Annotated in this window: 17 protein-coding genes; 13 read left to right on the top strand and 4 right to left on the bottom strand. The window is 68.0% G+C overall.

Annotation, left to right across the window (positions count from 1 at the left end; genetic code table 11):
* Positions 1 to 198 precede the first annotated feature (198 nt).
* The 6 genes from O3I_RS30090 (at position 199) to O3I_RS30065 (ending at position 7,138) form a co-directional block, all read left to right on the top strand.
* On the top strand, positions 199 to 954 hold the full coding sequence (locus O3I_RS30090; protein ID WP_041564567.1) for a hypothetical protein: 756 nt from the start codon (positions 199 to 201) through the stop codon (positions 952 to 954).
* Between the two features lie 55 nt (positions 955 to 1,009).
* Positions 1,010 to 1,942: a tRNA (adenosine(37)-N6)-dimethylallyltransferase MiaA gene (gene miaA, locus O3I_RS30085; RefSeq protein WP_014986793.1), complete on the top strand. Its 933-nt coding sequence runs from the start codon at positions 1,010 to 1,012 to the stop codon at positions 1,940 to 1,942.
* The gene (locus O3I_RS30080; protein ID WP_014986792.1) at positions 1,939 to 2,775 is read left to right on the top strand and encodes a TrmH family RNA methyltransferase; all 837 of its coding nucleotides are present in this window, start codon (positions 1,939 to 1,941) and stop codon (positions 2,773 to 2,775) included. The genes miaA and O3I_RS30080 overlap by 4 nt, the downstream gene beginning before the upstream one ends.
* A 24-nt stretch (positions 2,776 to 2,799) precedes the next feature.
* A complete protein-coding gene (gene dapF, locus O3I_RS30075) occupies positions 2,800 to 3,690 on the top strand; it encodes a diaminopimelate epimerase (protein ID WP_014986791.1) in 891 nt (296 codons plus the stop codon).
* A gap of 235 nt (positions 3,691 to 3,925) precedes the next feature.
* Entirely contained in the window at positions 3,926 to 5,380 is a 1,455-nt protein-coding gene (gene hflX / locus O3I_RS30070; protein WP_051067036.1) for a GTPase HflX, read from the top strand.
* Between the two features lie 858 nt (positions 5,381 to 6,238).
* Entirely contained in the window at positions 6,239 to 7,138 is a 900-nt protein-coding gene (locus O3I_RS30065; protein ID WP_014986789.1) for a lysophospholipid acyltransferase family protein, read from the top strand.
* A 381-nt stretch (positions 7,139 to 7,519) separates the two neighbouring features.
* Here O3I_RS30065 and O3I_RS30060 read toward each other — a convergent pair whose 3' ends face one another.
* Positions 7,520 to 9,508 carry a glycosyltransferase family 39 protein gene (locus O3I_RS30060; RefSeq protein ID WP_014986788.1) on the bottom strand — a complete coding sequence of 663 codons (1,989 nt, stop codon included), beginning with the start codon at positions 9,506 to 9,508 and terminating at the stop codon, positions 7,520 to 7,522.
* A gap of 244 nt (positions 9,509 to 9,752) precedes the next feature.
* Here O3I_RS30060 and O3I_RS30055 point away from each other — a divergent pair, with 244 nt between their 5' ends.
* Positions 9,753 to 10,898 (top strand): acyl-CoA dehydrogenase family protein, encoded by a 1,146-nt coding sequence (locus O3I_RS30055; RefSeq protein ID WP_014986787.1) that lies wholly within the window; start codon positions 9,753 to 9,755, stop codon positions 10,896 to 10,898.
* A 12-nt stretch (positions 10,899 to 10,910) separates the two neighbouring features.
* Here the strand turns inward: O3I_RS30055 and O3I_RS30050 are convergent, their stop codons facing one another.
* Both O3I_RS30050 and O3I_RS30045 read right to left on the bottom strand, forming a co-directional pair.
* Complete coding sequence (locus tag O3I_RS30050; protein WP_014986786.1) at positions 10,911 to 13,736, bottom strand: hypothetical protein; 2,826 nt, start codon at positions 13,734 to 13,736, stop codon at positions 10,911 to 10,913.
* Between the two features lie 55 nt (positions 13,737 to 13,791).
* Positions 13,792 to 15,615, bottom strand: a complete 1,824-nt coding sequence (locus tag O3I_RS30045; RefSeq protein ID WP_014986785.1) for a hypothetical protein — start codon at positions 15,613 to 15,615, stop codon at positions 13,792 to 13,794.
* 244 nt (positions 15,616 to 15,859) lie between these two features.
* Here O3I_RS30045 and O3I_RS30040 point away from each other — a divergent pair, with 244 nt between their 5' ends.
* The gene (locus tag O3I_RS30040; RefSeq protein ID WP_014986784.1) at positions 15,860 to 16,624 is read left to right on the top strand and encodes a sigma 54 modulation/S30EA ribosomal C-terminal domain-containing protein; all 765 of its coding nucleotides are present in this window, start codon (positions 15,860 to 15,862) and stop codon (positions 16,622 to 16,624) included.
* 9 nt (positions 16,625 to 16,633) lie between these two features.
* Complete coding sequence (locus O3I_RS30035; protein WP_014986783.1) at positions 16,634 to 17,593, top strand: acyl-ACP desaturase; 960 nt, start codon at positions 16,634 to 16,636, stop codon at positions 17,591 to 17,593.
* A 7-nt stretch (positions 17,594 to 17,600) separates the two neighbouring features.
* Here O3I_RS30035 and O3I_RS30030 read toward each other — a convergent pair whose 3' ends face one another.
* Positions 17,601 to 19,067, bottom strand: coding sequence for a triacylglycerol lipase (locus O3I_RS30030; protein ID WP_014986782.1), 1,467 nt, complete (start codon positions 19,065 to 19,067; stop codon positions 17,601 to 17,603).
* Positions 19,068 to 19,239: 172 nt separating this feature from the next.
* On the opposite strand from O3I_RS30030, the gene O3I_RS30025 reads away from it, so the two are divergent.
* The 4 genes from O3I_RS30025 (at position 19,240) to O3I_RS30010 (ending at position 24,926) form a co-directional block, all read left to right on the top strand.
* A complete protein-coding gene (locus O3I_RS30025; RefSeq protein ID WP_014986781.1) occupies positions 19,240 to 19,878 on the top strand; it encodes a TetR/AcrR family transcriptional regulator in 639 nt (212 codons plus the stop codon).
* Positions 19,879 to 20,089: 211 nt separating this feature from the next.
* A complete protein-coding gene (locus O3I_RS30020) occupies positions 20,090 to 21,370 on the top strand; it encodes a lipase family protein (protein WP_051067034.1) in 1,281 nt (426 codons plus the stop codon).
* A gap of 88 nt (positions 21,371 to 21,458) precedes the next feature.
* On the top strand, positions 21,459 to 22,655 hold the full coding sequence (locus tag O3I_RS30015; RefSeq protein ID WP_014986779.1) for a PucR family transcriptional regulator: 1,197 nt from the start codon (positions 21,459 to 21,461) through the stop codon (positions 22,653 to 22,655).
* A 108-nt stretch (positions 22,656 to 22,763) separates the two neighbouring features.
* Positions 22,764 to 24,926, top strand: a complete 2,163-nt coding sequence (locus O3I_RS30010) for an acyltransferase family protein (protein WP_014986778.1) — start codon at positions 22,764 to 22,766, stop codon at positions 24,924 to 24,926.
* The last annotated feature ends 49 nt before the right edge of the window (positions 24,927 to 24,975 follow it).

Genomic DNA, 24,975 nt, shown 5'->3' with positions numbered 1-24,975 from the left:
ATTGAACCCGGTCCGAGCTCTTGTGACCATCGACCCACGCCTTCACTCGGAGGAATCTCGGGGATTGCAACCCCTGATGACCTGGGTTGTAGCTTCTCGAACAGTATCAATCTCGGCGCACTTTGCGGCAGAGACACTCGAACCGGGGCGGTACCCGCGGTGCGTGGCGGTGCCCGAGGCAACGGTTACGGTTACGACGTGTTCTCGATTGCCGCCCTGATCCCGTCGCCACCGATCCTGGTGCCCGAGCTCTGCGGTGCCGGGACGAGCGCGATCCCCGGTCACGACGGTGACCCGCGCGCGGAGCTGCGCGCTGCGGTTCTAGGTGTCGCGCACGAGCTGGCGGCAGCGACGGACCGGTGGACCGTGGTCGGTGTGGGCGCGGCCGACCAGGTGTTCGGTCCCGAAGTGGTGGGCACGTTTCGGGGGTTCGGCGCCGACGTGCGCGTCGCGTTGTCCGGCTCCGCCGCGGCCGAGCCGGACCCCTGGCTTCCCCTGCCGGTACTGATCGCCGGGTGGTTGCGGGGACAGGTCGCGCCGGCGGTGAGCGCCGAGGTTCGCCTCGTCGCCGCGGATACCCCCGTGGACAGCTGTGTCGAGTTCGGCGCGAAACTGCGCGCGGAAACGGACAATTCAATGGTGCGTCACGGTGTGCTCGTGGTCGCCGACGGCGCGGCCACGTTGTCGTTGAAGGCGCCCGGATACCTCGATGAGCGGGCCGCCCCGGTGCAGGACGAACTCGACCGCGCCCTGTCGGCCGGTGATCTAACCGCGCTGCGTGCGCTGGATCCCGCGCTGTGCGCCGAGCTGGTCCTGTCCGGCCGGGCCGCCTATCAGGTGCTCGCCGGGCTGTTCAGCAGCGATCCGGTGGTCGAGACGCGGTACTGCGCGGCGCCTTTCGGCGTCGGCTATCACGTGAGCCGGTGGCAGCCGTCCGGAGCGGAGGCGGCGTGAGCACACCCGTCACCGCCGCACGACAGCGTCGCCGCGCACGGCCGAGCGAGGCGGCGTGGTGAGCGACCGGATCACCCCGATCGCGGTGGTCGGCCCGACCGCCACCGGCAAATCCGACCTCGGGCTCGGGCTGGCCGAACGGCTCGGCGGTGAGATCGTCAACATCGACGCGATGCAGCTCTATCGCGGCATGGACGTCGGCACCGCCAAACTGACCCCCGCCGAACGCCGCGGCATCCCGCACCACCAACTGGACGTGCTGGAGGTGACCGAGACTGCGACGGTCGCCGCCTACCAGAGCTCGGCCAGTGCCGACGTGGCGGCGATCATGGCGCGCGGTCGCGTCCCGGTGATCGTCGGCGGGTCGATGATGTATGTGCAAGCGCTGCTGGACGAATGGGCGTTCCCGGCCACCGACCCGCAGGTGCGCGCCCGCTGGGAGGCGTTGCTCGCCGAGGGCGGTGTCGCGGCGGTGCACGCCGCGTTGCAAGCCGCCGATCCGGCCGCGGCCGCCACCATCCTGCCCACCGACGGGCGGCGGATGGTGCGCGCGCTCGAGGTCGTCGAACTCACCGGCCAGCCGTTCGCCGCGTCCGCGCCCGAGATCGGCACCCCACGCTGGGGCACCGTGATCATCGGCGTCGACCGCGACACCGCTGAACTGGACGAGCGGATCGAACTGCGCACCGCGCGAATGTTCGACGGCGGGCTCGTCGACGAAGTGCGCGCCCTGCTCGATCGTGGCCTGCGCTCGGGCGTCACGGCTCGGCGCGCCATCGGCTACGCACAAGTCCTGTCGTACCTCGACAACGAATACGACCTGGAACACGCGCAAGAACGCACCCTGATCGGCACCCGGCGCTACGTTCGGCGGCAGCGCTCGTGGTTCCGCCGCGACCCGCGGGTGCACTGGGTGGACGGCGCCGCGCCCGACCTGGTGGCGACGACGCTCGCCCTGCTCGACGAGAAAGAACGGACTCCGCAGTGACCCGACGTGTGAGCACCCGAAACGCCTCCGTCCAGGTGTGGCAGGCCTACCTGAACAACCGCACCAAACGCCACCGTGACGGTCGCTTCCTGGTGCAGGGCGTCCGGCCGATCACCCAGGCCCTGGCCAACGACTGGCCGCTGGAGACGCTGCTCTACCGTCTCGGCACGCCCGACCTGTCCAGCTGGGCCAGGCAGCTGCTGGACACCAGCGACGTCCCGCAGGTCGGGCTGGTCCCGGAACTGATGGCCGAGCTCGGCGAAAAGGCCGGCGGCATACCGGAAGTGGTTGCGGTGGCGATCTCGCGCCAGGACGAGCTGGCCACGTTCGAACCGGGGGAGCCGGGTGAGGACGCGCCCGTGGTCGTGGTGTTCGACCGGCCGAACTCGCCGGGCAATCTCGGCACGCTGATCCGGTCCGCGGACGCGTTCGGCGCCAGCGGTGTCGTGGTCACCGGGCACGGCGCCGACCAGTACGACCCGCAGGCGGTCCGCGCCTCGACCGGCTCGCTGTTCGCGATGCCGGTGCTGCGGGCCGCGGGTCCCGCGCAGGTGCTCGAATTCCGGGATCGGCAGGTCCAGCGCGGCATTCCGACCCGGATCGTCGGCACCGACGAACATGGACCCCGGGCCGCCTACGATCACGATTTCACCGAGGCGACCATCCTCGTGGTCGGGAACGAGACCGGCGGAATGAGCGCGGCCTGGCAGCAAGCCTGCGACGACCTGGTGCACATTCCGATGGGCGGCACCGCGAGCTCGCTCGGCGCGCCCTCCGCGGCGGCCGTGGCGCTCTACGAAATTTCCCGGCAGCGCCGGACGTTTGCCAAATGACGACGAATTAGGGAGAACACCTACGTGTCGGATTTCGAGTTCGCCAAAGGGCACGGCACCCAGAACGATTTCGTGGTGCTGCCGGATCCCGAGGTTCGGCTGGACCTGACCCCGGAGCGGGTGAGTGCGCTGTGCGATCGGCAGCGCGGGCTCGGCGCCGACGGCGTGCTGCGGGTCGCGCGGGCCGAAGCGCTACGCGACGCGGGCGTGCTCGCCGACCTGCCCGCGGGCGTGCGCGACACCGACTGGTTCATGGACTATCGCAATGCCGACGGCTCGATCGCCGAGATGTGCGGCAACGGCACGCGCGTGTTCGCGCACTATCTGGTGGCCTCCGGACTGGAAACGAGCGACACGTTCGTGGTGGGCAGCCGGGCCGGGGGACGGCCGGTGGTGGTCCACTCCGCGACCGCGGTCGACGGCGACGTCACCGTCGACATGGGCCGCGTCCGGGAACTCGGCGAATCCACCGCCACCATCGCGGGCTGGGGTTATCACGGCGTCGGCATCGACGTCGGTAACCCGCATCTGGCCTGCGTCGACCCGGAGCTGACCGTGGACGCCCTGGGCAAGCTCGACCTGAGCGTGCCGCCGGGCTACGACCCGGACCTGTTCCCGCACGGTGTCAACGTGGAGATCCTGACCGCGCTGGACGCCGACCGCGCCGTGGACATGCGGGTCTACGAACGCGGCGTCGGCGAAACCCGTTCCTGCGGAACCGGAACCGTCGCCGCGGCGACCGCGGCGCTGCTGCGCGAGGGCTTCCGCGTCGGCACCGACAGCGGCGAGGTGCGGGTGCGCATTCCGGGCGGCGAAGTGACCGTCGGACTGGTCGAGGGCGTCGCGACGCTGCGCGGACCCTCGGTGCTGCTCGCCTCCGGTCGCATCGCCGAGAGCTGGTGGCAGCACCTCTGACGCGATTTCGGATCGGGACACGCGTGGCACGGCGGTGCCGAATATCCGAATGCGCCATGTCGGTATCTCGTGGGACCATGGAACCTGTATGACGAAACAAAACACTTTTGAATTCACACGTGCCGAAGATTTCACCGAGGGGGCCGAGGACATCAGTACCTCTGATTTCGACAACGATATGACCGGCAGCGAGTTCGAGGATGCCGGTGATGTCGTGGCCCAGCACGCGGCACGGATGAAGCGTTCCGGGGGATGGACTCCGGCCGAACCGACGGTCGGCGAAATGCAGCTCGACGAACGCAGCTCGCTGCGTCGCGTCGCCGGGCTGTCCACCGAACTCACCGACATCACCGAGGTCGAATACCGGCAGCTGCGCCTGGAGCGGGTCGTGCTGGTCGGTGTGTGGACCGCGGGCAGCGCCGCCCAGGCCGACGCGAGCATGACCGAACTGGCCGCGCTCGCAGAAACCGCGGGCTCGGAGGTGCTGGAAGGATTGATCCAGCGCCGCGACAAGCCGGACCCGGCCACCTACATCGGCTCCGGCAAGGCCGACGAGTTGCGCGCCGTCGTGCTGGAAACCGGCGCGGACACCGTGATCTGCGACGGTGAACTGACACCCGCGCAGCTGACCGCGCTGGAGAAGGTCGTCAAGGTCAAGGTGATCGACCGGACCGCGCTGATCCTGGACATCTTCGCCCAGCACGCCACCTCGCGGGAAGGCAAAGCCCAGGTCGCCCTCGCGCAGATGGAATACATGCTGCCGCGACTGCGCGGCTGGGGTGAGTCCATGTCCCGCCAGGCCGGTGGTCGCGCGGGCAGCAACGGCGGTGTGGGTCTGCGTGGTCCCGGTGAGACGAAGATCGAGACCGACCGCCGCCGCATCCGCGAGCGAATGGCCAAGCTGCGCCGCGAGATCCGCGAGATGAAAACCGCGCGCGACACCATGCGGGCGCGCCGCAATTCCAGCGGCATCCCGTCGGTCGCGATCGTCGGCTACACCAACGCGGGCAAGTCCAGCCTGATGAACGCGCTCACCGGCGCCGGGCTGCTGGTCCAGGACGCGTTGTTCGCCACCCTCGATCCGACCACCCGGCGCGCCGATCTGGACGACGGCCGCGAGGTCGTCTTCACCGACACCGTCGGTTTCGTCCGGCACCTGCCGACCCAGCTGGTCGAGGCGTTCCGGTCCACCTTGGAAGAGGTGACCGGCGCCGATCTGCTGCTGCACGTGGTCGACGGCTCCGACCCGCTGCCCGCCGAACAGATCAAGGCGGTCCGCGAGGTGATCACCGACGTGATCAAGGAGCAGGGCACGGTGGCGCCGCCGGAACTGCTGGTGGTCAACAAGATCGACGCACTGGATCAGCTGGCACTGACCCGCCTGCGCGGCCAGCTCCCCGACGCCGAATTCGTCTCGGTGCACGCCGATATCGGCATCGACACCCTGCGCGATCGGCTCGCCGAGGTGCTCGGCGGTCTCGACGTCGAAGTCGGCGTCCTGCTGCCCTACACCCGCGGCGACCTGCTCGCCCGCATCCACGCGGACGGCCGCATCATCACCTCCACCCACGAGGAGGGCGGCACCCGGGTCCGCGCCCGCGTCCCGCATTCGCTGGCCGCGGCGCTCGCGGAATACGCGCACGCCGGTGGAGCGGACAAGGCAGAGACGAACGGGCACGTCGAAATCTGAGGTCCGCACCGCGAACGTGCTTGCGGGGGAGTGTGCGAGCGTGCCTTGCGGCGGGAGTCCGCGAGCGCGCTTTGCGCGGGAGTCCGCGAACGCGCCCTGCGCGGGAGTTCGCCGACGGACGCTCGCGACACGCACGTCGACTCGCGGGGTTTGAACTGGTCGGGTGATCACGAGGAACTGGTGGCGGTATCGGTCGAGAGGCCTCCGCCGCCAGTTCCTCCTGATCGAGTGACCGACACCGCCACCGCGCAGCGTGGACCGCATTCGGCAGCGGGCCGAAGGTGGACTTCCGCGCGCGACGTGCCTTGCGCGGGAGTTCGCCGACGGACGCTCGCGACACGCACGTCGACTCGCGGGGTTTGAACTGGTCGGGTGATCACCAGGTAATGGTGGCGGTATCGGTCGAGAGGCTGCCGCCACCATTACCTGGTGATCGGCTGACCAACACGGTTCATCGGTTTGCGCCCCATCCGAAGCCGGTGTGGAGGGCTGGGTCGACTGGACGAGGACTCGAATATGGGGCAGCGGAGGTAGCGCGGTAGATGTCGGGATGCCGAGCGTGTCGCGGACGCGCGTTCAGCTTCGGATCGCCCATCCTGGTCCGATCTCGGCGAGCGTTAACTCGCTCACATCGTTCCCAGTAGGCGGACGTGGTCCTGCCTCGGTCGCTCACTGAAACCTGTTCGCCCAGTGCGACGTCACGGCGTTGCGCGCGTATCCGCGTGGCACAGGGTCGCTCGGGCGACGGGCCGTCGAGGTGCTCGACAGACCGTCCAGACTGTGTCGGGGCTCACATGTGATGCGACACAGTGGTTTTCGTTACGATATCGTCGGTCGCAACGACATCAGGAGGGTGCTATGTCGCACGACCGCGCGGGGTCGGCCGGTCACGGAGATCGGCATTCGGACGTACTCGAGCAGCAGACGCTCAGCGACGGCGCGCCGTTGCACGTGTCGCTGTCCGACACCGACGTGCGCGTGATCGAGGCGCTGCTCGCCCCGCTGCGTGCGTGGACCAGCCCGCGGTTCTACGGCCTGGACAACATTCCGGCCGAAGGCCCCGTGCTGTTGGTCGGCAACCACAACCTGATGGGCGGGATCGACGCTCCGCTGCTGCTGCCCGAGGTGTTGCGCCGCCGCGGCAGGCTGATCCGCGGTCTCGCCGAGAACGTGCTGATCTCCGTCCCCGGCCTGCGGCATTTCCTGCACCGCTATGGTGCGGTCCGCGGCACCCGCGGCAACTGCCTCGCCCTGCTGCGTCGCGGGGACGCCGTCATCGTGTTCCCCGGCGGCGGGCGAGAAGCGGTGCGCCGCAAGAACGAGAAGTACGTCCTCAAATGGGAGGGACGCAGCGGCTTCGCCCGCATGGCGATCGAGGCGGGCGCGCCGATCGTGCCGGTCGCGATGATCGGGGTGGACGACGCCTACGACATCGTGGTCGACGGCGACCATCCGGTACTGCGCCCACTGCGCTGGACCGTGCAAGCCCTCGGCCTGCACCCCGCCCTGACTCCGCCCCTGCTGCGCGGCCTCGGCCCCACCGTCCTGCCCCGCCCCGAACGCTTCTACTTCTCCGCAGGCACCCCCATCGACCCGGCCCCTTGGCGTGACGCCCCCGACCACACAACGGCCGCAAAGGAATTGCGCGACGTCACCCGCAAAGCCCTCGAGGGAGAACTCGAGTTCCTCTTCGCCGAACGCGCCCGAGACTCCGGCCGCCACCTGACCGGCCGCCTCCGCGACTGGCTCCGCCCCTGACCCACACCCGCGACCGGTCCTACTGAGCCGCGGTCGTGCTCGCTCCGCCGTTGAGTCGGTGCGTGATGGGGCCTAGCCGCTCCGTCGCCGCGACCGCTTCTGCCATTGAGCCGGGGCGGTTGTAGCTGGCCCGACAAGCCGTGGCGGTGGTTGGTTCTGCCGCTGATTCGCCGCTGCGACTGCGCCCGCAGTTGAGCTGCGGCGTAGTCGGTGTCGCCATTGGGCTGGGCGGCCGTTGACCTTTCGCGTCCGCGAGCGCTCTGCGGTTGCTTCGAGTGGTGCGTCGCTGCGACGACGTCTTTGGTGGAGAAGGTGTCTGCCTGGGCGGTTTTGCCGCTGTGCGGGCGCGCGGTTGCGGGCTTCGCAGGGTGTGGTGCTGGGTCAGTTGGGGTGGGCGGTCAGGTCGTAGACGGCGATGTTGCCTACATGGGTGGCGGGGAAGTGGTGGGAGACCCAGTCGGCGATTTCGGGTTTGCCGGTTACCTGCCAGGGGGGTGTGGGGGTGGTGGGGGCTTGGCCGCCGGTGCGCCACGATGCGGGTAGTTGCATTTCCTGGACCAGGTAGTAGCTGAGTCGGTGGTCGCGCACGTAGCCCTGGAACTCTTCGAGGGTGGGGACCGGATCTGCCTCGGCGAAGCCGCCGATGGCGATCACCGGTGTGCGACTGGCCAATTCGAGTGCGGCGGCGACGGATCCACGATCCACCGCGGCCGACCATGTAGTGGAGGAACTCGTCAGCAGCGCGACGATCTGCGGGTTGGTGAACGCGCCACCGTCGGCGAAGTTCTGGGTCTGGCGCCGGATGAGCGCCGCGATCCCGGTCTCCACGGGTTTGGCGGGACCGACGACGGGACTGCGACCCGTATGCGCCTGCGGCAGGGTCGCCGCCGCGTAAGCGGTCGAACCACCCAGTCCGGCAAGCACTCCGGCGATCACGAGTACCGCGGTGGCGCGCCGGCGGGCGGTCTGCCATCCAGCGGTCGCCGGTATCGCGGTGCCGAGCAGGCCGAGCACGGCCAGTGCGCTCGCCCCGGCGACGGTCCACCGCACCCACGGCAGCCAGTCGGAATTACGTTGCAGCACAACGAAAGCCCAGCCACCCATGGTGGCGACGAGCGCCGCCGTGCCGAGCCGGCCGAACGCCTCGTCGCGCCGTCGCCACAGCTCGTGCACGCCGACGGCGACGATTCCGGCCGTGGCGGGCGCGAGGGCCAGCGTGTAGTACGAGTGCTCGATCGCGCCCATCACGCTGAACGCCCCGCCCATCGTGACCAGCCACAGCCCGAACGTGAGTGCTGCGCCACGCACCGGATCGGTGCGCGGGCTACCCCACCGGGACGCGATGACCAGCGCGAACGCCAGCAGCGCGGCCGGAATCAGCCAGGAGATCTCGAATCCGCTCTCGCCCGCGAACAGCCTGCCCGCGCTGGGCGCGCCGAAATCGTTGAAGCTTTGCAGCAGCCCCGGGGGTGCCTGATATCCGTCGGGCAGGGCGATGCTGCCGCTCGGCGCGGTGTCGCCGAGGAACCGGCCGAAGCCGTTGTAACCGAGCACCGTGTTCATGAACGTGTTGTCCGTCGAGCCCGCCAGATAGGGCCGCGACGATGCGGGCCACAGCACGGTGAGCAGCACGTACCACCCCGACGAGACGACCAGTGCGACAGCACCACCGGCCAAGTGCCACAACCGGTTCCGTAGCGAGGTCGGCGCGACGATCAGATAGCTCACCGCGAGTGCGGGCGACACCATGAGCCCTTCGAGCATCTTCGACAGGAACGCGAATCCCAGTGCGACACCGGCGAGTACGAGCCAGCGGCCGTGCGCGTGCGCGGCGGCCCGGATCGTGCAGTAGGCGGCCGCCGTCATCAGCAGCACCATCACCGCGTCGGGGTGGTTGAACCGAAACATCATGGCCGCCACCGGAGTTGCCGCCAGGATCGCACCGGCGAGCAGTCCCGCGCCGCGGCTGCCGGTGGCCCGGGTGACCGCGCCGTAGAGCAGTGCGACCGCGCCCACCGCCATCAGCGCCTGCGGCACCAGCATGCTCGCGCTGCTGAAGCCGAAGAGCTGGCCGGACAGGCCCATGATCCACTGTGACACCGGTGGTTTGTCGACCGTGATGAAGTTGCCCGGGTCCAGCGACCCGAACAGCAGCGACTGCCAATTCCGGGAGCCCGCCCAGGTGGCGCCGGCGTAGAAGTTGTTCGCCATACCGTTGACCGTGATGTGCCACAGGTAGGCGATCGCGGTGCCGAGCAGCAGTACGGCCAGTCCGACTCGTTCGATCGGACGCGCCGGAGGCTGGTCCACCGGATCGGGAGGGGAGGCAACGGAACCGGTCGGTGCCGTCGCGATGAGGGTCGCCGCCATTGCCCAACGGTCGCACGGCGGTGTTCACCGGGAGTTGGACTGCGGGTTAACACCGCGTCGCAATTGTGTGGGCCAGGACACCGCGGTTTGCGGCGAATCTCGGTCTTCTTCCGGCAGCTGGCGCGCCATGCCTGGTCGGGCAACAATTCTGCCCCAGAAGTGAACAGCGATTCTGGTTCCGGGTACCGTAGGTCAGAACGACGGGTCGGTGTGGTCCGGCCGCTGTGGTCACTAGGAGGTTGGTGTGGAGCGCACACTGTTCGAACCCGAGCACGAGCTGTTCCGGGAGTCGTTCCGCAAGTTTCTCGATCAGCACGTCGCACCGAACCACGCGCAGTGGGAAGAGCAGGGGATCGTCGACCGTTCGGTCTGGCTCGAGGCCGGCAAACAGGGCTTCCTCGGCATGGCGATGCCCGAGGAGTACGGCGGCGGCGGGGTCAAGGACTTCCGCTACAACGCCATCGTCGCCGAGGAGTCGGTGCGCGGTCAGTACTCCGGGCTCGGTTTCGCCCTGCACAACGACGTGATCGCGCCCTACCTGCTGGAACTGGCCAACGACGAGCAGAAGCAGCGCTGGCTGCCCGGGTTCTGCGCGGGCGAGATCATCACCGCGATCGCGATGACCGAACCGGGCACCGGCTCGGACCTGCAGGGCATCAAGACCCGGGCGGTCCGAGACGGTGACGACTGGGTGCTCAACGGCGCCAAGACGTTCATCACCAACGGCATCAACTCCGATATCGTCATCGTGGTCGCGCAGACCGACCCCGACAAGGGCGCGATGGGGTTCAGCCTGCTGGTGGTGGAGCGCGACATGCCCGGCTTCGAGCGCGGCCGCAACCTGGACAAGCTCGGCCTCAAAGCGCAGGACACCGCCGAACTCAGCTTCACCGACGTCCGGGTGCCCGCCGCGAACCTGCTCGGGCAGGAGGGCGCGGGCTTCATCCACCTGATGCAGAACCTCCCGCAGGAGCGGTTGTCCATCGCCGTCATGGCGGCTGCCGCGATGGAATCCTGCCTGGACATGACCTGTCAGTACGTCCGCGACCGCAAGGCGTTCGGCAAGCCGATCGGCACCTTCCAGAACACCCGCTTCGTGCTCGCCGAGCTGGCCACCAAGACCACCGCCGTGCGCGTGCTGGTCGACCGTTTCATCGAAGACCTCAATGCCGGAAGGCTTTCCGTCGAGGACGCCGCGATGGCCAAGTGGTGGAGCACCGAGGAGCAGGTCGCGCTCATCGACCGCTGCCTGCAGCTGCACGGCGGCTACGGCTACATGAAGGAATACCCGATCGCCAAGGCGTACATGGACGCTCGCGTCCAGACCATCTACGGCGGCACCACCGAGATCATGAAGGAAATCATCGGTCGTTCCCTGAAACTGTCCTGACCCCAGGCTCTTTCAGGCCGCTGGGAACGGGCCGGGCGGTAGCTGCTGCCCGGTCCGAGGGTCGTACTTGACCTCGACCGCGACGATCTGGTCCGTCGGCATCACTTCGATCCACTCGTCGAACACTGCGAAGGGTTTGCTGCCTGCGGCCTCGAAACCGCCCTGCAGATGGTCGAATCCGGTTTCGTAGACCTTGTCGGTCGGCAGATAGCTGACCGTCGGGTCCCCCGGGTCCTTCACCTTCTGCAGCGAGGTCTGATACTTCGCGTTGATCCGGATCGCCAGATAGGCGATCGCGTCGCGGATGGTGAGTTCCGCGGCGGTGATGGTGTCGTAGCGCTGGCGCTGCGGACTGCCGGCCGGCCACGGATACGCCTTCAGGCTGTCGAGCACCTGCTTCGCCGCGGCCGCACTGCCCGCCTGGTACAGATCGTCGAGCCCGTCGGTGCCTTCGACCGCGTTGCGCTGCAACCAGTTCACCGCGGCGAGTTCCTTGCCGGGGCGCACCGGCACCACGGCCTTCACCCACGGCGCGTTGAGGAAGGCGTTGCGGGAGTTGTCGCCGTCGAGCTGCAGCACCCAGCCCAGCGAGCTGCCGAGTCGCGCGGGCGTGGAATCCTCGGTGATGTAGTAGTTGTCGGGGCGATTGGCGTTGGCACCGCCCCAGGACACCGTCTGCTTCTTGTCGAAATCGGGGAAGGCCCCGTCCAATCCGATGTTCTGCGGCGACTGCTCGGCGACGGTCCAATTGAAGATCTTGCGCTGGCGCACCCGTGGAATCCACCACTCGGGGGCGACGAAGTACAGCATCGAGTCGGTGTCGAACATCGCCTGGATCAGTTCCGCCACCACGTGGCGCACCTGCGGCTTCTCCCCGTCGAGGCCCACCTCCTTGGTGAGCTGACGAATGAGGTTGCGGAACACCACGATTCGTTCTTCTTCACGCAGTTCGGCATACGCGCGGGGCGCGATGCTGCTGGCGGCCTTCACCCGATCCCGCGCCGCGGTGATGTAGGCCTCCTGGGCCAGACGGGTTTTCTCCGCGTCCACCTCGGCGATCTTCGCCTCGTTCTTCGTCGCGATGTCTTTGATCAGCTTCTTCGACGGTCGCCAGATCGGCGTCACCTGCAGGGTGAATTTCGGATGCTCGTCGGTCTCCAAACCGCCTGGCGCCGTGGTCACCCCGACGACGATCGACGTGACACTCTTCTCTTTGCCACTCGCGCCGTCGTCGACCTCTTGGGAATCGCCGATCTGGTAGCCCCACGCCCAGTGCTCGCCCGAGGTCACCACCACCTCCGCCCGGTCGAACAGGTAGCCGGACCGCGGCGGTACCAGCTGGAGTTTGCCGCCGATGCCCACGAAACCGTACTTGCGATCTTCGAAGAACCACTCGATGTTCAGCGACACCGGCGCATCCTTCACCTCGGGTTCGGGTACCGGAATCAGTTGTGGCGGTTGCACCCGGCCGAGGTCCGGCGGTTCGGCGATGTGGACGAGTTTCGCGACGCCGAGTTCGGCGCCGGGGTCGTCGACATAGGTCTGCCAGCACAGCTGCGTGCCCAGATCCTGTAGCTGGACGCCGACTTGGCGCATCTTCCGGCGCAGCTCGTAGTTCACCAGCCGGTCGGTCGTGTTCTGCAGCACGTACCGCTTGCTGCTGGTGTCCGTGTTCTCGGTGACCACCCGCAGCGTCGACTTGAAGTTGCTCTTGATCTGGCTGGACGCGGACTGCGTCTGTTGCCGGGTCTGCTTGTGCGTCTGCTCTTTTGCCTGCTTCAGCGACGTGTCGAGCTCGAAGTTCAGGCTGGTGCTGCCCTGTGCGGTGAACACCGAACCGACGCCGCCGCTCGCCGACGCGGTCGCGCCGTAACCCAGTTTGGAGTTCTGCTGGTTCTCCTCGCGCACCGCATCGGACAGTTCCTCCTGCGTCATGGTCGAGGTGTCGGTCTTCTGGATCTGCTCCAGGGCGATTTCGGTGAGCTTGTCCACCGTGGTCTTTCGCGTGGACACCTCGATCAACTCGACGGTGCCGCCGGGACTGAGCCAAACGTGCTGAACCGGGGTACCCAGGAACGACGCGAATTCGAAGAAGTACTGCCGGAAAAGATGGACGGTGCCGATCGGCGACAGCGAGACCTGGCTCAGCCCACCGTGTGTCGGGTCGAGGGTGTTCAGCGGATCGAGCAGGCCGCCGACGTCGGCCGGCGCGACTTTCTGATCGGGGTCGGCGAAGAACAACTGGCTCAGCGTGCCCACCTGATCCTGCTGGTTCAGCGCGTGCACCGAGCCCGCGACCACCGACTCGCGATTGAGCTTGCTGAGCAGCAGCGCATCGTCGACAGCCGCATCGGCGGGTGTCACCTGGTCGAGTGCGCGCACCGCGGTCAGATGCGCGGTGGTCACCCGCTTCGTCGCGATGTCGAGGGTCTTCTGCAGCTGTTCGGGCGTGAACAGCGGACGCCATTTGGCGATCTCGTTGCGGCCGTACGGCTTCAGCTGTTCGCGCAGGACGCTCGCGAAGACACTGTCCAGGGCGTCGGCGGCATTGGTCGCGGTGGCCGGTGCGGCCGCGCCCAAGCTCACTATGAGCGGGTTCGCCAGTGCGGCGGGGCCATCCGGACCGTCGCCGCTCACGTGGGGTCCGGGATCCGGCCGGACCATCGGCACGATGCCCGCGGACGCTTGGATCAGTGCGCCCTCACCCACCGAACTCAGCGCGGCCTGGAATCGGCGTTGCAGTCGCTTCGACTTCCACCCGAGCAGTGGCTGATACACGCCGTACAGCTGCGAGTTGTACGGCAACGTTCCTTCGAATTGTTTGAAGTCGACCTTCATTTGACCCTCCCGAGTAGATATCTTTGTGTCATAAGGTGTTTCACCGCCGGCTCGGTCACGTGCCGAGAATGTCCTCCAGCCAACTGCGCACCCGCGGTGTCGGTGGTGCGGGCGCCGGGTTGGTCACGATCTCCAAATGCCCGCCGTCGACAGACCATTCGTGCCAGAACAGGAATTGGCGTCCCCCGGCCACCGTGCCGAAGCGTTTGCTCTTTTCCAGACCCTTGCCATGCCAGCTCGACAGCAGGTCGAACAGCAGCGGATTGCCGGCCGCGGTCGGTGGATAGGTCCAGTAGTCGTCCCATTCGGCATCACCGGGCAGGTAGCTGACATCGGCTCCGGTGGCGTCGATCTGACTCTTCCGTTGCAGATACGCGGCCTTGTTCGCCCACATGTTCGGTGTGGTGAGCATGAAGACCTTGAACGGCTTCGACTGCCGCCCACGCAGCTCGTTCGCGGCCTTGAGCGCCGGGATGACATGCGGCACAAGATTTCCCTGGGGACCGTCCGGCGGTGTGGCATCGCAACTGATCACCCGGTCGATCGTCGCGGCGTTCGCGCGCAGGCAGCCGGACATCGGGATGTTCGCACCGCTGTTGGCCAGTAGCCAGGTCTGCCGATTGCGTGCCGGGGTCGTCGTGTCTTTCGTGTGCACGGCGCCGCGCATCCACAGCAGCTGCCACACGCTGCGCAGGATCGGATCGAGCGTGTCGCGCTTCTGTAACGCCGAGTAGCCGCCCTGCGGGAAGCCGTCGAATCCGTCGAACGACAACGGCAGCACCGCGATGTCCTCCGCCGGTGCGTGCTGCAGTGCTGACTCCACACCGACCGGCCGGAAAGCCCACCGGATATCCGATGTCATCAAGTCCATCGGGTCGGCCGGGTCGATCTTCGGCGTGGTCGCGCGTGGCATGAAGCGCATACCTGTCAGTTCCGGCCATAGCGGACGCCCGCTGGTTTTCGAGCGGGCCATTTCGGCGGCGACCACCGCCGGCGGTTGCGGTGTCAACAGCCAGCGCGCGAGATGGAACATCGTCGACCCGCCACGGTTTTGATTCGGATCTCCGTGTTTCGGGTTGAGGAACCCGCTCTTGTCCGCGGCGTAGAAGAACGAATTGAATCCGGCGGGCGCTCGGAAGAAAACGATATCGGCTCCCGGCCGCGGAGTTTTGCCCGCCGCTTTCGAACCGATGGTGCCGGACGCGTTGCCGTCGGCGGCCTTGTCGGAGACCGAGACGAACCACAACATCGGCGCCGTGCCGCTCGTCCATGCCAATACCCGCAGTCGGCCGGGACGCCCGCCGAACGAGGGATTCAGGTACCACCCGAAGACGTCCTTGTCCGCCCACGTCGCCCACCACAGCTCGGTGACATCGAGGAATTCGCAATTGATCGTCACTGTCCCGGGAGCCACCGCCACCAGGGGACTTGCTCCGAGAAACGACCGTCGTGCCGTCGGCACCACCGTCGGTGTGTGCGGGAATCCGCCGGAACTCGGCTGCACCTCGATCTGCGCGAAAGAATATTGGTGCGGTGACAGCGCGCCACCGGTCGCGACGGTGAACAGTTGACGAAAGGCCAGACAGGTCGAGGTGGCGCCGCCGATCGTCACCCGCAAGTCGAAATCGAGACGAATCTGCTTGGCGGTGCCGGGAATTGTCACGGTGGCTTTCGATGCCCCCGCCACCGAAGTCACCGGCAGTGGTGTCAGCGTGGCCGTATCCCATTGCGCGGCCTGCGCGGCATCGACGACGCTCACCGCGACGGGTAACGGCGCCTCGGCGAGCAGGAAGCTGCGCTGTGCGCGCAGATCCGAATGCTGCCTGCGCACCTGCTCACTGCGCGCACCCCAATCGACGGTAAGGCTGAAATCCGCCATTGCTGTCCCCGCTCTCGGCCGCGCATTGTCGGATCACATCGTGGTGGCGGGCGAACGTGGCTGTACAGCAATCGGTCCGTCCATCGAACCGGGCGCCGCGACGCACTCTCCCGCCGTGTCGGAGGGTCTTGTTCGGGTCGTCGGTCCTCGGGGGCCGTGACTTTGGGCTCTGGCCGGTGGTGGGGCCGCGGTGGTGGCATGGGGCGGCTGAGAGTGCCGGACAAGAGGGAAGCGGGGCCATGTCATGACAGTTTCCGAGCTCGGGTACGCGGGACCTGGCACGACGCCACTGCTGGTGACGACCCGCGGTGCGGTGACCGAGGGGCAGCTCGCGCAGGCGCGGCGGACGATCGGCTGGGTGCTGCGACGGCACCGGGCCGAGGATGTCGCGCGGGTCCGGATCGGCGCGAGTCCGAACCCGCAGGGCCCGTTGGTGATCCAGGTCAATCTCGAGGTCGGGGAGCTGCCGGTGCGCGCGCAGGCGATCGGGCCCGGTGGCTTCGCTGCGATGTTCGTGGCCGAACGGCTGGATCGGATACTCGACGGGGTGCGCGCGGGGGCGCTACGCCCGCGCTGGCCCGATCCGCGGCGACCGCTGCTGGCGCGCAGCACCGCGCTCGCGCCGGTGGTCCGCCGCAAACGCTGCGCGTTGTGGCGCGCGACGGCGACCGAGGCCACCACGGTGCTGGCCACCATGGACTACGACGCCCACCTGTTCGTCGACGCGGAGACCGGGATGGACGCGGTGGTGTACCGCGCCGGACCGCGCGGTGTGCGGCTGGCCAGGCAGCACCGGCTCGGCCTGCCGGCCGGTGCGGCACCGTCCACGCTCACCGTGAATCCCTATCCGACCCTGCATCTCAGCGAACAAGAGGCTGCCGAGCGGTTGTGCCGCTACGGCTTGCCGTTCGTGTTCAGCACCGATCCAGCCAGTGGCCGAGGACGGCTGCTCTATCGCCGCTACGACGGCGACCTCACCTCGGTCACATCATCCGATATCGAAAGGTAGGCATTGAGCGTGCCGCGTGAGCTGACCCAACGCGAGATACTGACCGAGCTCGAACCGATCGCCGAAGACTGTGTGCACCGGCATCTTTCGATGACCAAGGACTGGCACCCGCACGACTACATACCCTGGGACGAGGGCCGCAACTTCGCCATGCTGGGCGGAACCGATTGGCACGCCGAACAATCGAAGCTCAGCGAGGTCGCCAAGGCGGCGATGATCACCAACCTGCTCACCGAGGACAACCTGCCCTCCTACCATCGCGAGATCGCCGAGAACTTCTCCCGCGACGGCGCGTGGGGCACCTGGGTCGGCCGCTGGACCGCGGAGGAGATGCGCCACAGCACGGTCATCCGGGACTACCTCGTGGTGACCCGCGGTGTGGATCCGGTCGCGCTGGAACACGCCCGGATGATCCACATGACCAACGGCTTCGCGTCCGGCGCCACCGCCGCCGACGTCGAAAGCGGTGCGGGCTTTCTGCATTCGGTCGCGTACGTGAGTTTCCAGGAACTGGCCACCCGGGTGACGCACCGTAACACCAGCCGGGTGTGCGGGGATCCGATCGCGGACAAGATGTTGCAGCGCATCGCCGCCGACGAGAACCTGCACATGATCTTCTATCGGACGATCTGCGGCAACGCGCTCGATCTCATTCCGGATCAGGCGATCGAGGCCATCGATGCGATCGTGCGGAACTTTCAGATGCCCGGCGCCGGCATGCCGAACTTCCGGCGCAACGGTGTGCTGATGGCCAAGCACGGCGTCTACGATCTGCGCCAACATTTCGAGGAGGTGCTGACCCCGGTGCTGCGACAGTGGAACATCTTCGGCCGCACCGATTTCACCGCGCGCGGTGACGAGATCCGGGACCGCCTCGGGGCCTACCTCGACGATCTGGAACAGGTGAAGATCCCCAGATTCGAGGAGCAGCGCGATCGTTCACTCGCCCGGGAACGAGCGCGCTGCTGAACCTCGGTTACCGTCCAGCGCCGAGCGGTAGCCCGAGCATCGCGGACAGGGCGGCGCCGACACTGCTGCCGAGGGTGCCGATCGCGGCCGGGTCGAGCAAGGTCGACGGCATGGTCCGGATATCGCAACCGGGCTGTGCGGGTTGCCCTTCGGCGCGGCGGACGAGCCAGTTGAACGCGTCGGGCGCGCCCATTACCGCGAAGTTGACGTGCGGGCTCACCAGCGGCGGGAACTGATCACGCCGATAGGTGACCGAAGTGCCTGCGGCGCAGTAGGACTGGGCGAGACCGTCGGCTCCGGCGGCGGTACTCACCTCGTCGTTGACGCTGTTGTAGAGGTACACGGGCGCACTCGGGGCGCGGCGGCCCAGGGTGCGTTCCTCGATGGCGGTGCGGATGACCGGGTCCTGGAGCAGTTCGTCGAGGCTGACGCTCAGGTATCGGGTGACATCCGGCAGCGAGAAGTGCCGAAGCAGTTCGTGCAGTGTCGTGTTGAGCGCGGTCTGTGAGGTGCACCGGCCGTGCACGTCGGCGACGAGCGCCTGCCCTTCGGGGGACATGTAGCGGTCGATGGCGGCGGCGAACTCGGGGGAGTCCTTGGCGATCGCCGCCACCGCGATCGGGATGAGCCCACCGAGCAGTCCGCCGTTCACGGCCTTCAGTCCGCCGAACAGGTCGGCGACCGGAGCGCCGACGGCGGCCCCGGCGATGTTCAATTCCGGTGCGTACTCGGGCTGCATCTCCGCGGTCCACGCGGTGGCGATGCCGCCGCCGGAATAACCCCAGAGGGTCACCGGGGTGCGTGGTCCGTCGAGACCGAGCGGGTCGAACCGTTCGGCGGCCCGGATGCCGTCGAGCACAACGTAACCCGGTTCGCGGGGGGTGGCGAAGCGATGCTGGGTGCCGCCCTGATCCGGGATCGCCACCGCCCAGCCGCGGGCGAGACCGCTGGCAGCCAAAAGGATTTCGGCGGCCCCGGCTCCTGCCGTGAGCGGACCCGCGGGATTGCCGAAATCGATCGGTGAGCCCTGTTGCAGCGAATACGAGGCACTGCACATGCCCGCGATCGCGTCCACCGCGGTCTGGTACGACAGCAGCGGTCGCGGCTTCGCCGGACCTTCCGGAACCATCACCGTGGTCACCGAGGTATACGGCTGGTCATTGAAGTCTGTTGTGCGATAGAGCAATTGCCACGCGCGGACCCGGACTGGGAACAGGTTGAGCGCGGCGACCGTCACCGGACGGGACCGCAATATTGTTCCCGGCTCGGTCTGTTCGAAGCCGGGCGGTGCGGCGTAGAACGGATCGTTCTCGGGTAGCGGCGGGCCCGCGCTCGCGGCCGGGGCCACTACCCCGGCGCAGGTCATCAATCCGAAGATCAATGCGACGATCACGCCGAACACGGCACCGCGCGATCGCGGTCCGGACTGCTTGGCCGCGACCGGAGGGGTCGCGTTCGAGATGCTGGTGCGCACAGCAGGGTCCTTCCGCGTAGCCGGCTTCTGCCGGGCCGTCGTCACCGAGCCCCCGCAGAAAGAGAATCTTGATTTCCTAAAGTTACGGTGACTGGGGTCACACTGTCAACGGCGGTGTATGGGCACGCGCCGTTCGTGCCGTCGCCGTCGCGAACCAGGCAGGATGGATGAGGTGGCAACGAATTCGACCAAGCCGCGGCGGCGGACACAGGAGCAGCGGCGGGCGGCGACCGTGGCGAAACTGATAGACGCCACGATCGAGTCGCTGGCCGAATTCGGCTACCACCGCACCAAGGTGCAGGACGTGTGCAAGGCCGCGGGCCTGTCCGTCGGTGCGATGTTCCGGCAGTTCGACGGGCGCTTCGACCTGATCGTCGCAGCTGCGCGCGAGATCGTCGGCCGCCAGCTCGCCACGTTCCAGACGCTGCTCGCCGGCGTCGAGGACGACGACGAAGCGCTCGGGCTGGCACTGCGCTATCTCCAGCAGGCCCAATCCTCGAACCTCACGCACGCGCTGCGCGAGGTGATCGTCGCCGCTCGCTCCGATCCGGAGCTGCACGCCCGGATCGCGCCCGCCCTCGCGGACTTCTACGCCCAGATCTTCGCTGCCGCAGAGCAATCCGGCGCACTGCGGCGCTTCCCGGTAGCGTTGCGTGAGCCACTGTTCTTCGCGATGCTGCACACTTTCTCGGGCCAGGCGGTCATCCGCCCGGTCTACTCGCCGCCCGGCCTCGACGCGGCCGTGCTCGGCGTCGTGCACGATATGGTCCTCGCCTACGCCGCCAGCCTGGAGACCCAACACGCCGGGTGAGCCGCGCCGCTGTCGGCGGCGAACCGTGCAAATGCACAACGACTGCCCCGGACCGTCGGCGTTATGCCGATAGCGCATTGCTGTGCTCAGCTGTGAGCATGATCCTGTCGACGCGTGAGTGTGACGTCGGCGATAGGTCGGCAATGGTGCTGGAGGACAAGTGGACAGGTCTCGGTGGCGGCGGCTCGTCGTAGTGGCGGTGTCGGCGTTCATGGCGATGAGCGGCGCGGGTATGGCGTCGGCGGAGCCCGGTTTCCCCGCATTCCCGCCGGATCAGAACCAGTTGCCGCAGCTGCCGACCGAGCCGCAGCTCTACGACCTGCTGCCGATCCCGACGCCGAGCGAGGATCCCTGGTACGACGACCCGCCGAACCTGGAGTCGTACGCACCCGGTGCGATCGTCCGTTCGCGCGAGGTGCAGACCCGCCTGCTCGGCCTCCCGTTCCCGGTGTACACCAAGCAGCTGCTGTATCGGTCGAACGATGTGCACGACAACCCGATCGTGACCGCGACGACGGTCATCGTGCCGGGCATTCCGTGGCAGGGCAGCGCCCGTCCGGTGCTGTCGTTCCAGGAGGCGATCGACTCCACCAGCTCCACCTGCAATCCGTCCTACACGCTGCAGACCGGAACCATGAAGGAATCCGCGCTCGCGGTGTACTGGTTGCTGCAGGGTTTCGCGATCAACGTGCCCGATTTCGACGGCAAGTTCAACACGTTCAACACCTACGCCGAGGGCAAGATGGTGCTGGACAGCCTGCGGGCGATGAAGAACGACAGCGGGTTGGGCCTCGCCGATTCGGGGATCGCGCTGTACGGCTACTCCGGCGGCGGTTCCGGTTCGATCCGGGCCGCCGAACTGCGGGCCACCTACGCGCCCGACGTGCGAATCCTCGGCACCACCATCGGCGGTACGCCCGGTGACCTGGTCGCCGAGGCGGCCTATGCGACGCGCGAACAGCCCGGGCTGACGGGTACCAGCAACTTCACGATGTGGCTCGGCCTGGCCAGCCTGGCGCGCGAGTACCCGGACGTTTTCAAAGTCGACGAACTGCTCACCACCGAAGGTCAGCAGCTGCTGCGGGATTTCCAGAGCCGCTGCTACGCGACCATCGCGCTGTCCGGTGTCTACCGGCCGATCAGCGCCTACTACCAGCCCGGCAAGTCGTTGGAGACCCAACCCGAGATCATCAAGGTGCTCCAGGACAACAGCCTCGGCAAATACATTCCCGACACGCCCGTCCTCTGGTGGCACGGGCTGTGGGACGAGCTGATTCCGCCCTCGGTGGTGATCCCGACGGTGAACTCGTACTGGGAGCGCGGCGCCGATCTGCGCTTCTACACGGTGCCGGTGCCCGAGCACATCACCAACGCGGTGACCGGTTGGCCGCCGGCGGTGGCGTGGACCAGCGCGCTGCTGCGCGGCCTGCCGCCGGGCCCCAAGTTCAAGGCGGACTTCCAGCCGCTGCCTCCAGGTTTCCCCGGTAGCTGAAATATCGCCCGGCGGCACCGGCAGGTGCTGCCGGGCGGTCCGACCGCGTATCGTCCGAGGGAGTTGTGACGAGTAGCTAGGAAGTTCGATGACGCACTTCTCCCTGGCCGCCGCCGTGACCGGCGACGGTGACCACTGGCCGGCGATGATCGCGCAGTTGCGCATGCGGGCCGCGACACTGGCCAGCGACTTCCGGGTTGCTGCCGCGCCCTACGCGGAGCTGCCGCAGTCGATGTTCGACGCCGATTTCGTGCCGAGCGCCGAACTCAATGTCGAACTGTTCTTCCGCTACGCCGCCGCGGGCGTCGAACCGTCGGAGCAGGACACCGGCCCGCTCGTCGAACGGGCCGTCCGGCTCGTGCGCGACGGGATGCCGCTCGACGAGGTGCTCACCAACTATCGCGTCGGCGTCTCCTTCTTCTGGGCGCAGCTGATGCCCGCGCTGGGCCCCGACGACCACCCGTTCGTCCCGGAACTCGGCTTGCGGCTGACCACCTATGCGGGCCTGGTGATGTCCCGGATCGCGATCGCGCTGGTGGAGGACGCGCGTCAGCCGCGGTGGGATCTGTTGGAGCAGAACGAGATCGCTGCCGCGCTGCTCGCCGGGCGGGACCCGGGGGAGTGGGCGCGCGAACTCGCGGAACCGCTCGCCGACGCGTTCCTGGTCGCTGCCGTCCGGCAGGGCGAGATCACCCCGGGACGGCTGACCGATCTGCGCTATCGCATCGGTAAGGTGCCCGGCGCGTTCCTGCACCGTGACAGCGGCGGCTGGACCGCGCTGATCCCGCTCGACGATCACGCCGACCCGGTCGGTGCGCTCACGAGCCGGCTCGGCTTGCGCGCCGACCAGCCGCATCCCGGTTTCTGGATCGGCGTCGCCCCCGCCGCCACGCATGCCGACATTCCGGCCGCGTACGCCGAGGCCAGGATCGTCGCGGATACCGCACGCTGTCTCGACCGGCCCGACGTGGCCTGCCGCCGCCAGGACATGATGTTCGAGTACGCGATCTCCACCACCGGGGCCGCGCTGCCGAATCTGGCCGCCGCCCTCGAACCGCTCGACGAGCACCCGCTGCTCATTCGCACACTCGACGAATACATCGCCAATCAGTTCAACCACAATGCGATGGCCCGGGCACTCTATATCCACCGCAACACCGTCACCTACCGCCTGTCCCGGATAGCCGACCTCACCGGCTACGACCCGCAGGACCCCGCAGGTATTTCCACCCTCATGGCCGCCCGCGTGGCGCGTCAACTCCTTTCGAAATCCTTCCGCCCCTGACCTGCTTGGAAGAATGCTTTAAGTAGTTCTAACAGCGGTTTTCAGATCGGCTCGAAGTGCCGGAAGTTGTCGGGACATTACCGGCGAGCGTTGGTAAGAATGCTGTCCATGACACGGACTGCCACGCGAGAATCGGTTATTCGGCAGGACGATTCGGCGCCGCGGATATCGCTTGCGCAATTCCGGCCCGATGTCGAGGGATTGCGGGCGGTCGCGGTGCTCGCCGTGGTCGCGTTCCACGCGGGTCTGGGCGGTATCGCCGGCGGATTCGCGGGTGTGGACGTCTTTTTCGTCATTTCCGGTTTTCTCATCACCGGCATGCTGTGGCGGGAGGTGTCGAGCACCGGCACCATCGGCCTGGCCCGGTTCTACGGCGGCCGGGCTCGCCGGCTGTTGCCCGCCGCGGGCGTCGTGCTGGTCGCTACCGCGATCGCCGCGGTCTCGTCGCTGCCGCCCTTGCAGTCTCGCGCGGTGCTCGGCGACGCGATCGCGAGCGCGTTGTACGTGGGCAACGTGCGACTGGCCGTGCACGGCACCGACTACCTGGCCGCCGACACACCGCCGTCGCCGTTCCAGCACTACTGGTCGCTGGGTGTGGAGGAACAGTTCTATCTGCTGTGGCCCGTGCTGCTCGTCGGTCTTGCCTGGTGCGTGTCGCGCCGGCGCGCGGCCGGTGGTTCGCCGATGCCCTACTCGATCGCGCTCGCCTTGCTCGCCGCGGTGTCGTTCGCGACCGCGCTGCACTGGACCCGCACGCTCCCGCCCTGGGCCTTCTTCACCCTGCCCGCTCGCGCGTGGGAACTGGCCGTCGGTGGTCTGGTGGCGCTCTCGGTCCCGGTGTGGCGACGATTGCCGCCGCTGGTTGCCGCCGCCGCGGGCTGGGTCGGTCTCGGCGCGATCGTCCTCGCTTTCCTCCGCCTCGACGAGCACACCCCGTATCCCGGAACTGCCGCGCTCCTACCGGTTCTCGGCACCGCGGCGATCATCGCCGCGGGCTGCGCCGCACCGGGCCGAGGCGTCGGCCGCGCCCTGTCCACCGTGCCGTTGCGGGCGATCGGCAGGCTGTCCTACTCGTGGTATCTCTGGCACTGGCCGGTCTTGCAGCTGGCGCCCCGGCTGCTCGGACACGGTCTCGGTACGGTCGGCGTGCTGGGTGCGGTCGCGGTGTCCGCGGGCCTGGCCATGCTGACGCTGTGGCTGGTCGAGGATCCTGTGCGGTTCGCGGCGCCGTTGCGGCGTTCGGGCGGGTTCAGTCTGGTCTGCGGCGGTGTCGTCACCGCGGCGGTGGTCTGTGTGGTGGTGGCGTTGCTGGCGGCCGTGCCCGCGCCGGTCGGTCGTGGCGCGGCCGCGCAGGCCCTCGCGGTGACCACGGCGCCCGCCCCGCCGACCGGCGCGATCGACCCGCACGAGGTGACCGTGCGGCAGCTGACCGCGCAGGTGCAGGCGGCTATCGCGGAGTCGGCCGAGTTACGTTCCGTCCCAGCGAATCTCGATCCGTCGCTCGCCGAGGCACCCGGCGACAAGGCGGCGGTGTTCGGCAACGGTTGCGTCCGTTCCTGGCTCGACGTCGGTCAACCCGAATGCGTTGCGGGCGAATCCGGTTCGGCGACGACGGTGGCGCTGGTCGGTGATTCGCACGCCGCCATGTGGAGTCCGGCCTTCGAACAGGTTGCCGAACAGCGACAGTGGCGGCTGGAGACGATGAGCAAAGTCACCTGCCCGCTGCTCGAACTGCCCATCACCAGCCCGTACCTGGGCCGGGAGTACACCGAATGCGTGCGGTGGCGCGGCCAGATCATGGCCAGGCTGCGCGCCGAGCGGCCGCGCTTGATCGTGGTGAGCATGTCGCGCCGCTACGGCGGCGACTTCGGCTTCACCGCCTACGACCAGGCCTGGCTCGACAGCCTGACCCGCTTGACCGCCCAGCTGCGCGCGACCGGAGCGAGCGTCCTTGTGCTGGGCCCGGTTCCGGATCCGCACAGCACCGCCCCGGCCTGCCTATCCGGCCATCTCGACGACGCCGTGGCTTGCGCCCCGGCGCGGCCGGTCGCGGTGAACGACGCGGGCATCGCGGCCGAGCGCACGGCGACCGTGGCGGGTGCGGCGCAGTATGCCGACCTGACCGAGCTGTTCTGTACCGTGCGGCGCTGCCCGCTCATCACCGGCAACGCGCTGATCTATCGCGACGACAACCACCTGACCGTCACCTACGCGAAGGCACTCACCCCGGTGCTCGCCGCGCTCGTCGACCGGGCACTGGCCGCACCCTGACGCACGAAAAGCGGGCCTCGCCACCGGCGAGGCCCACTTTCGTTGCCGC

The sequence above is a fragment of the Nocardia brasiliensis ATCC 700358 genome (assembly GCF_000250675.2).
In the GTDB taxonomy this organism is placed as follows: Bacteria; Actinomycetota; Actinomycetes; order Mycobacteriales; family Mycobacteriaceae; genus Nocardia; species Nocardia brasiliensis_B.
The sequence above is the reverse complement of the archived record's forward strand: the minus strand, read 5'-3'. Positions and strand labels throughout refer to the sequence as shown.

Coding starts and splice junctions, on each gene's coding strand:
- hflX (WP_051067036.1), top strand. CDS start 3,926: ATGAAGCGTTCCGGGGGATGGACTCCGGCCGAACCGACGGTCGGCGAA.
- O3I_RS30065 (WP_014986789.1), top strand. CDS start 6,239: ATGTCGCACGACCGCGCGGGGTCGGCCGGTCACGGAGATCGGCATTCG.
- O3I_RS30060 (WP_014986788.1), bottom strand. CDS start 9,508: ATGGCGGCGACCCTCATCGCGACGGCACCGACCGGTTCCGTTGCCTCC.
- O3I_RS30050 (WP_014986786.1), bottom strand. CDS start 13,736: ATGAAGGTCGACTTCAAACAATTCGAAGGAACGTTGCCGTACAACTCG.
- O3I_RS30045 (WP_014986785.1), bottom strand. CDS start 15,615: ATGGCGGATTTCAGCCTTACCGTCGATTGGGGTGCGCGCAGTGAGCAG.
- O3I_RS30040 (WP_014986784.1), top strand. CDS start 15,860: ATGACAGTTTCCGAGCTCGGGTACGCGGGACCTGGCACGACGCCACTG.
- O3I_RS30020 (WP_051067034.1), top strand. CDS start 20,090: ATGGCGATGAGCGGCGCGGGTATGGCGTCGGCGGAGCCCGGTTTCCCC.
- O3I_RS30015 (WP_014986779.1), top strand. CDS start 21,459: ATGACGCACTTCTCCCTGGCCGCCGCCGTGACCGGCGACGGTGACCAC.
- O3I_RS30010 (WP_014986778.1), top strand. CDS start 22,764: ATGACACGGACTGCCACGCGAGAATCGGTTATTCGGCAGGACGATTCG.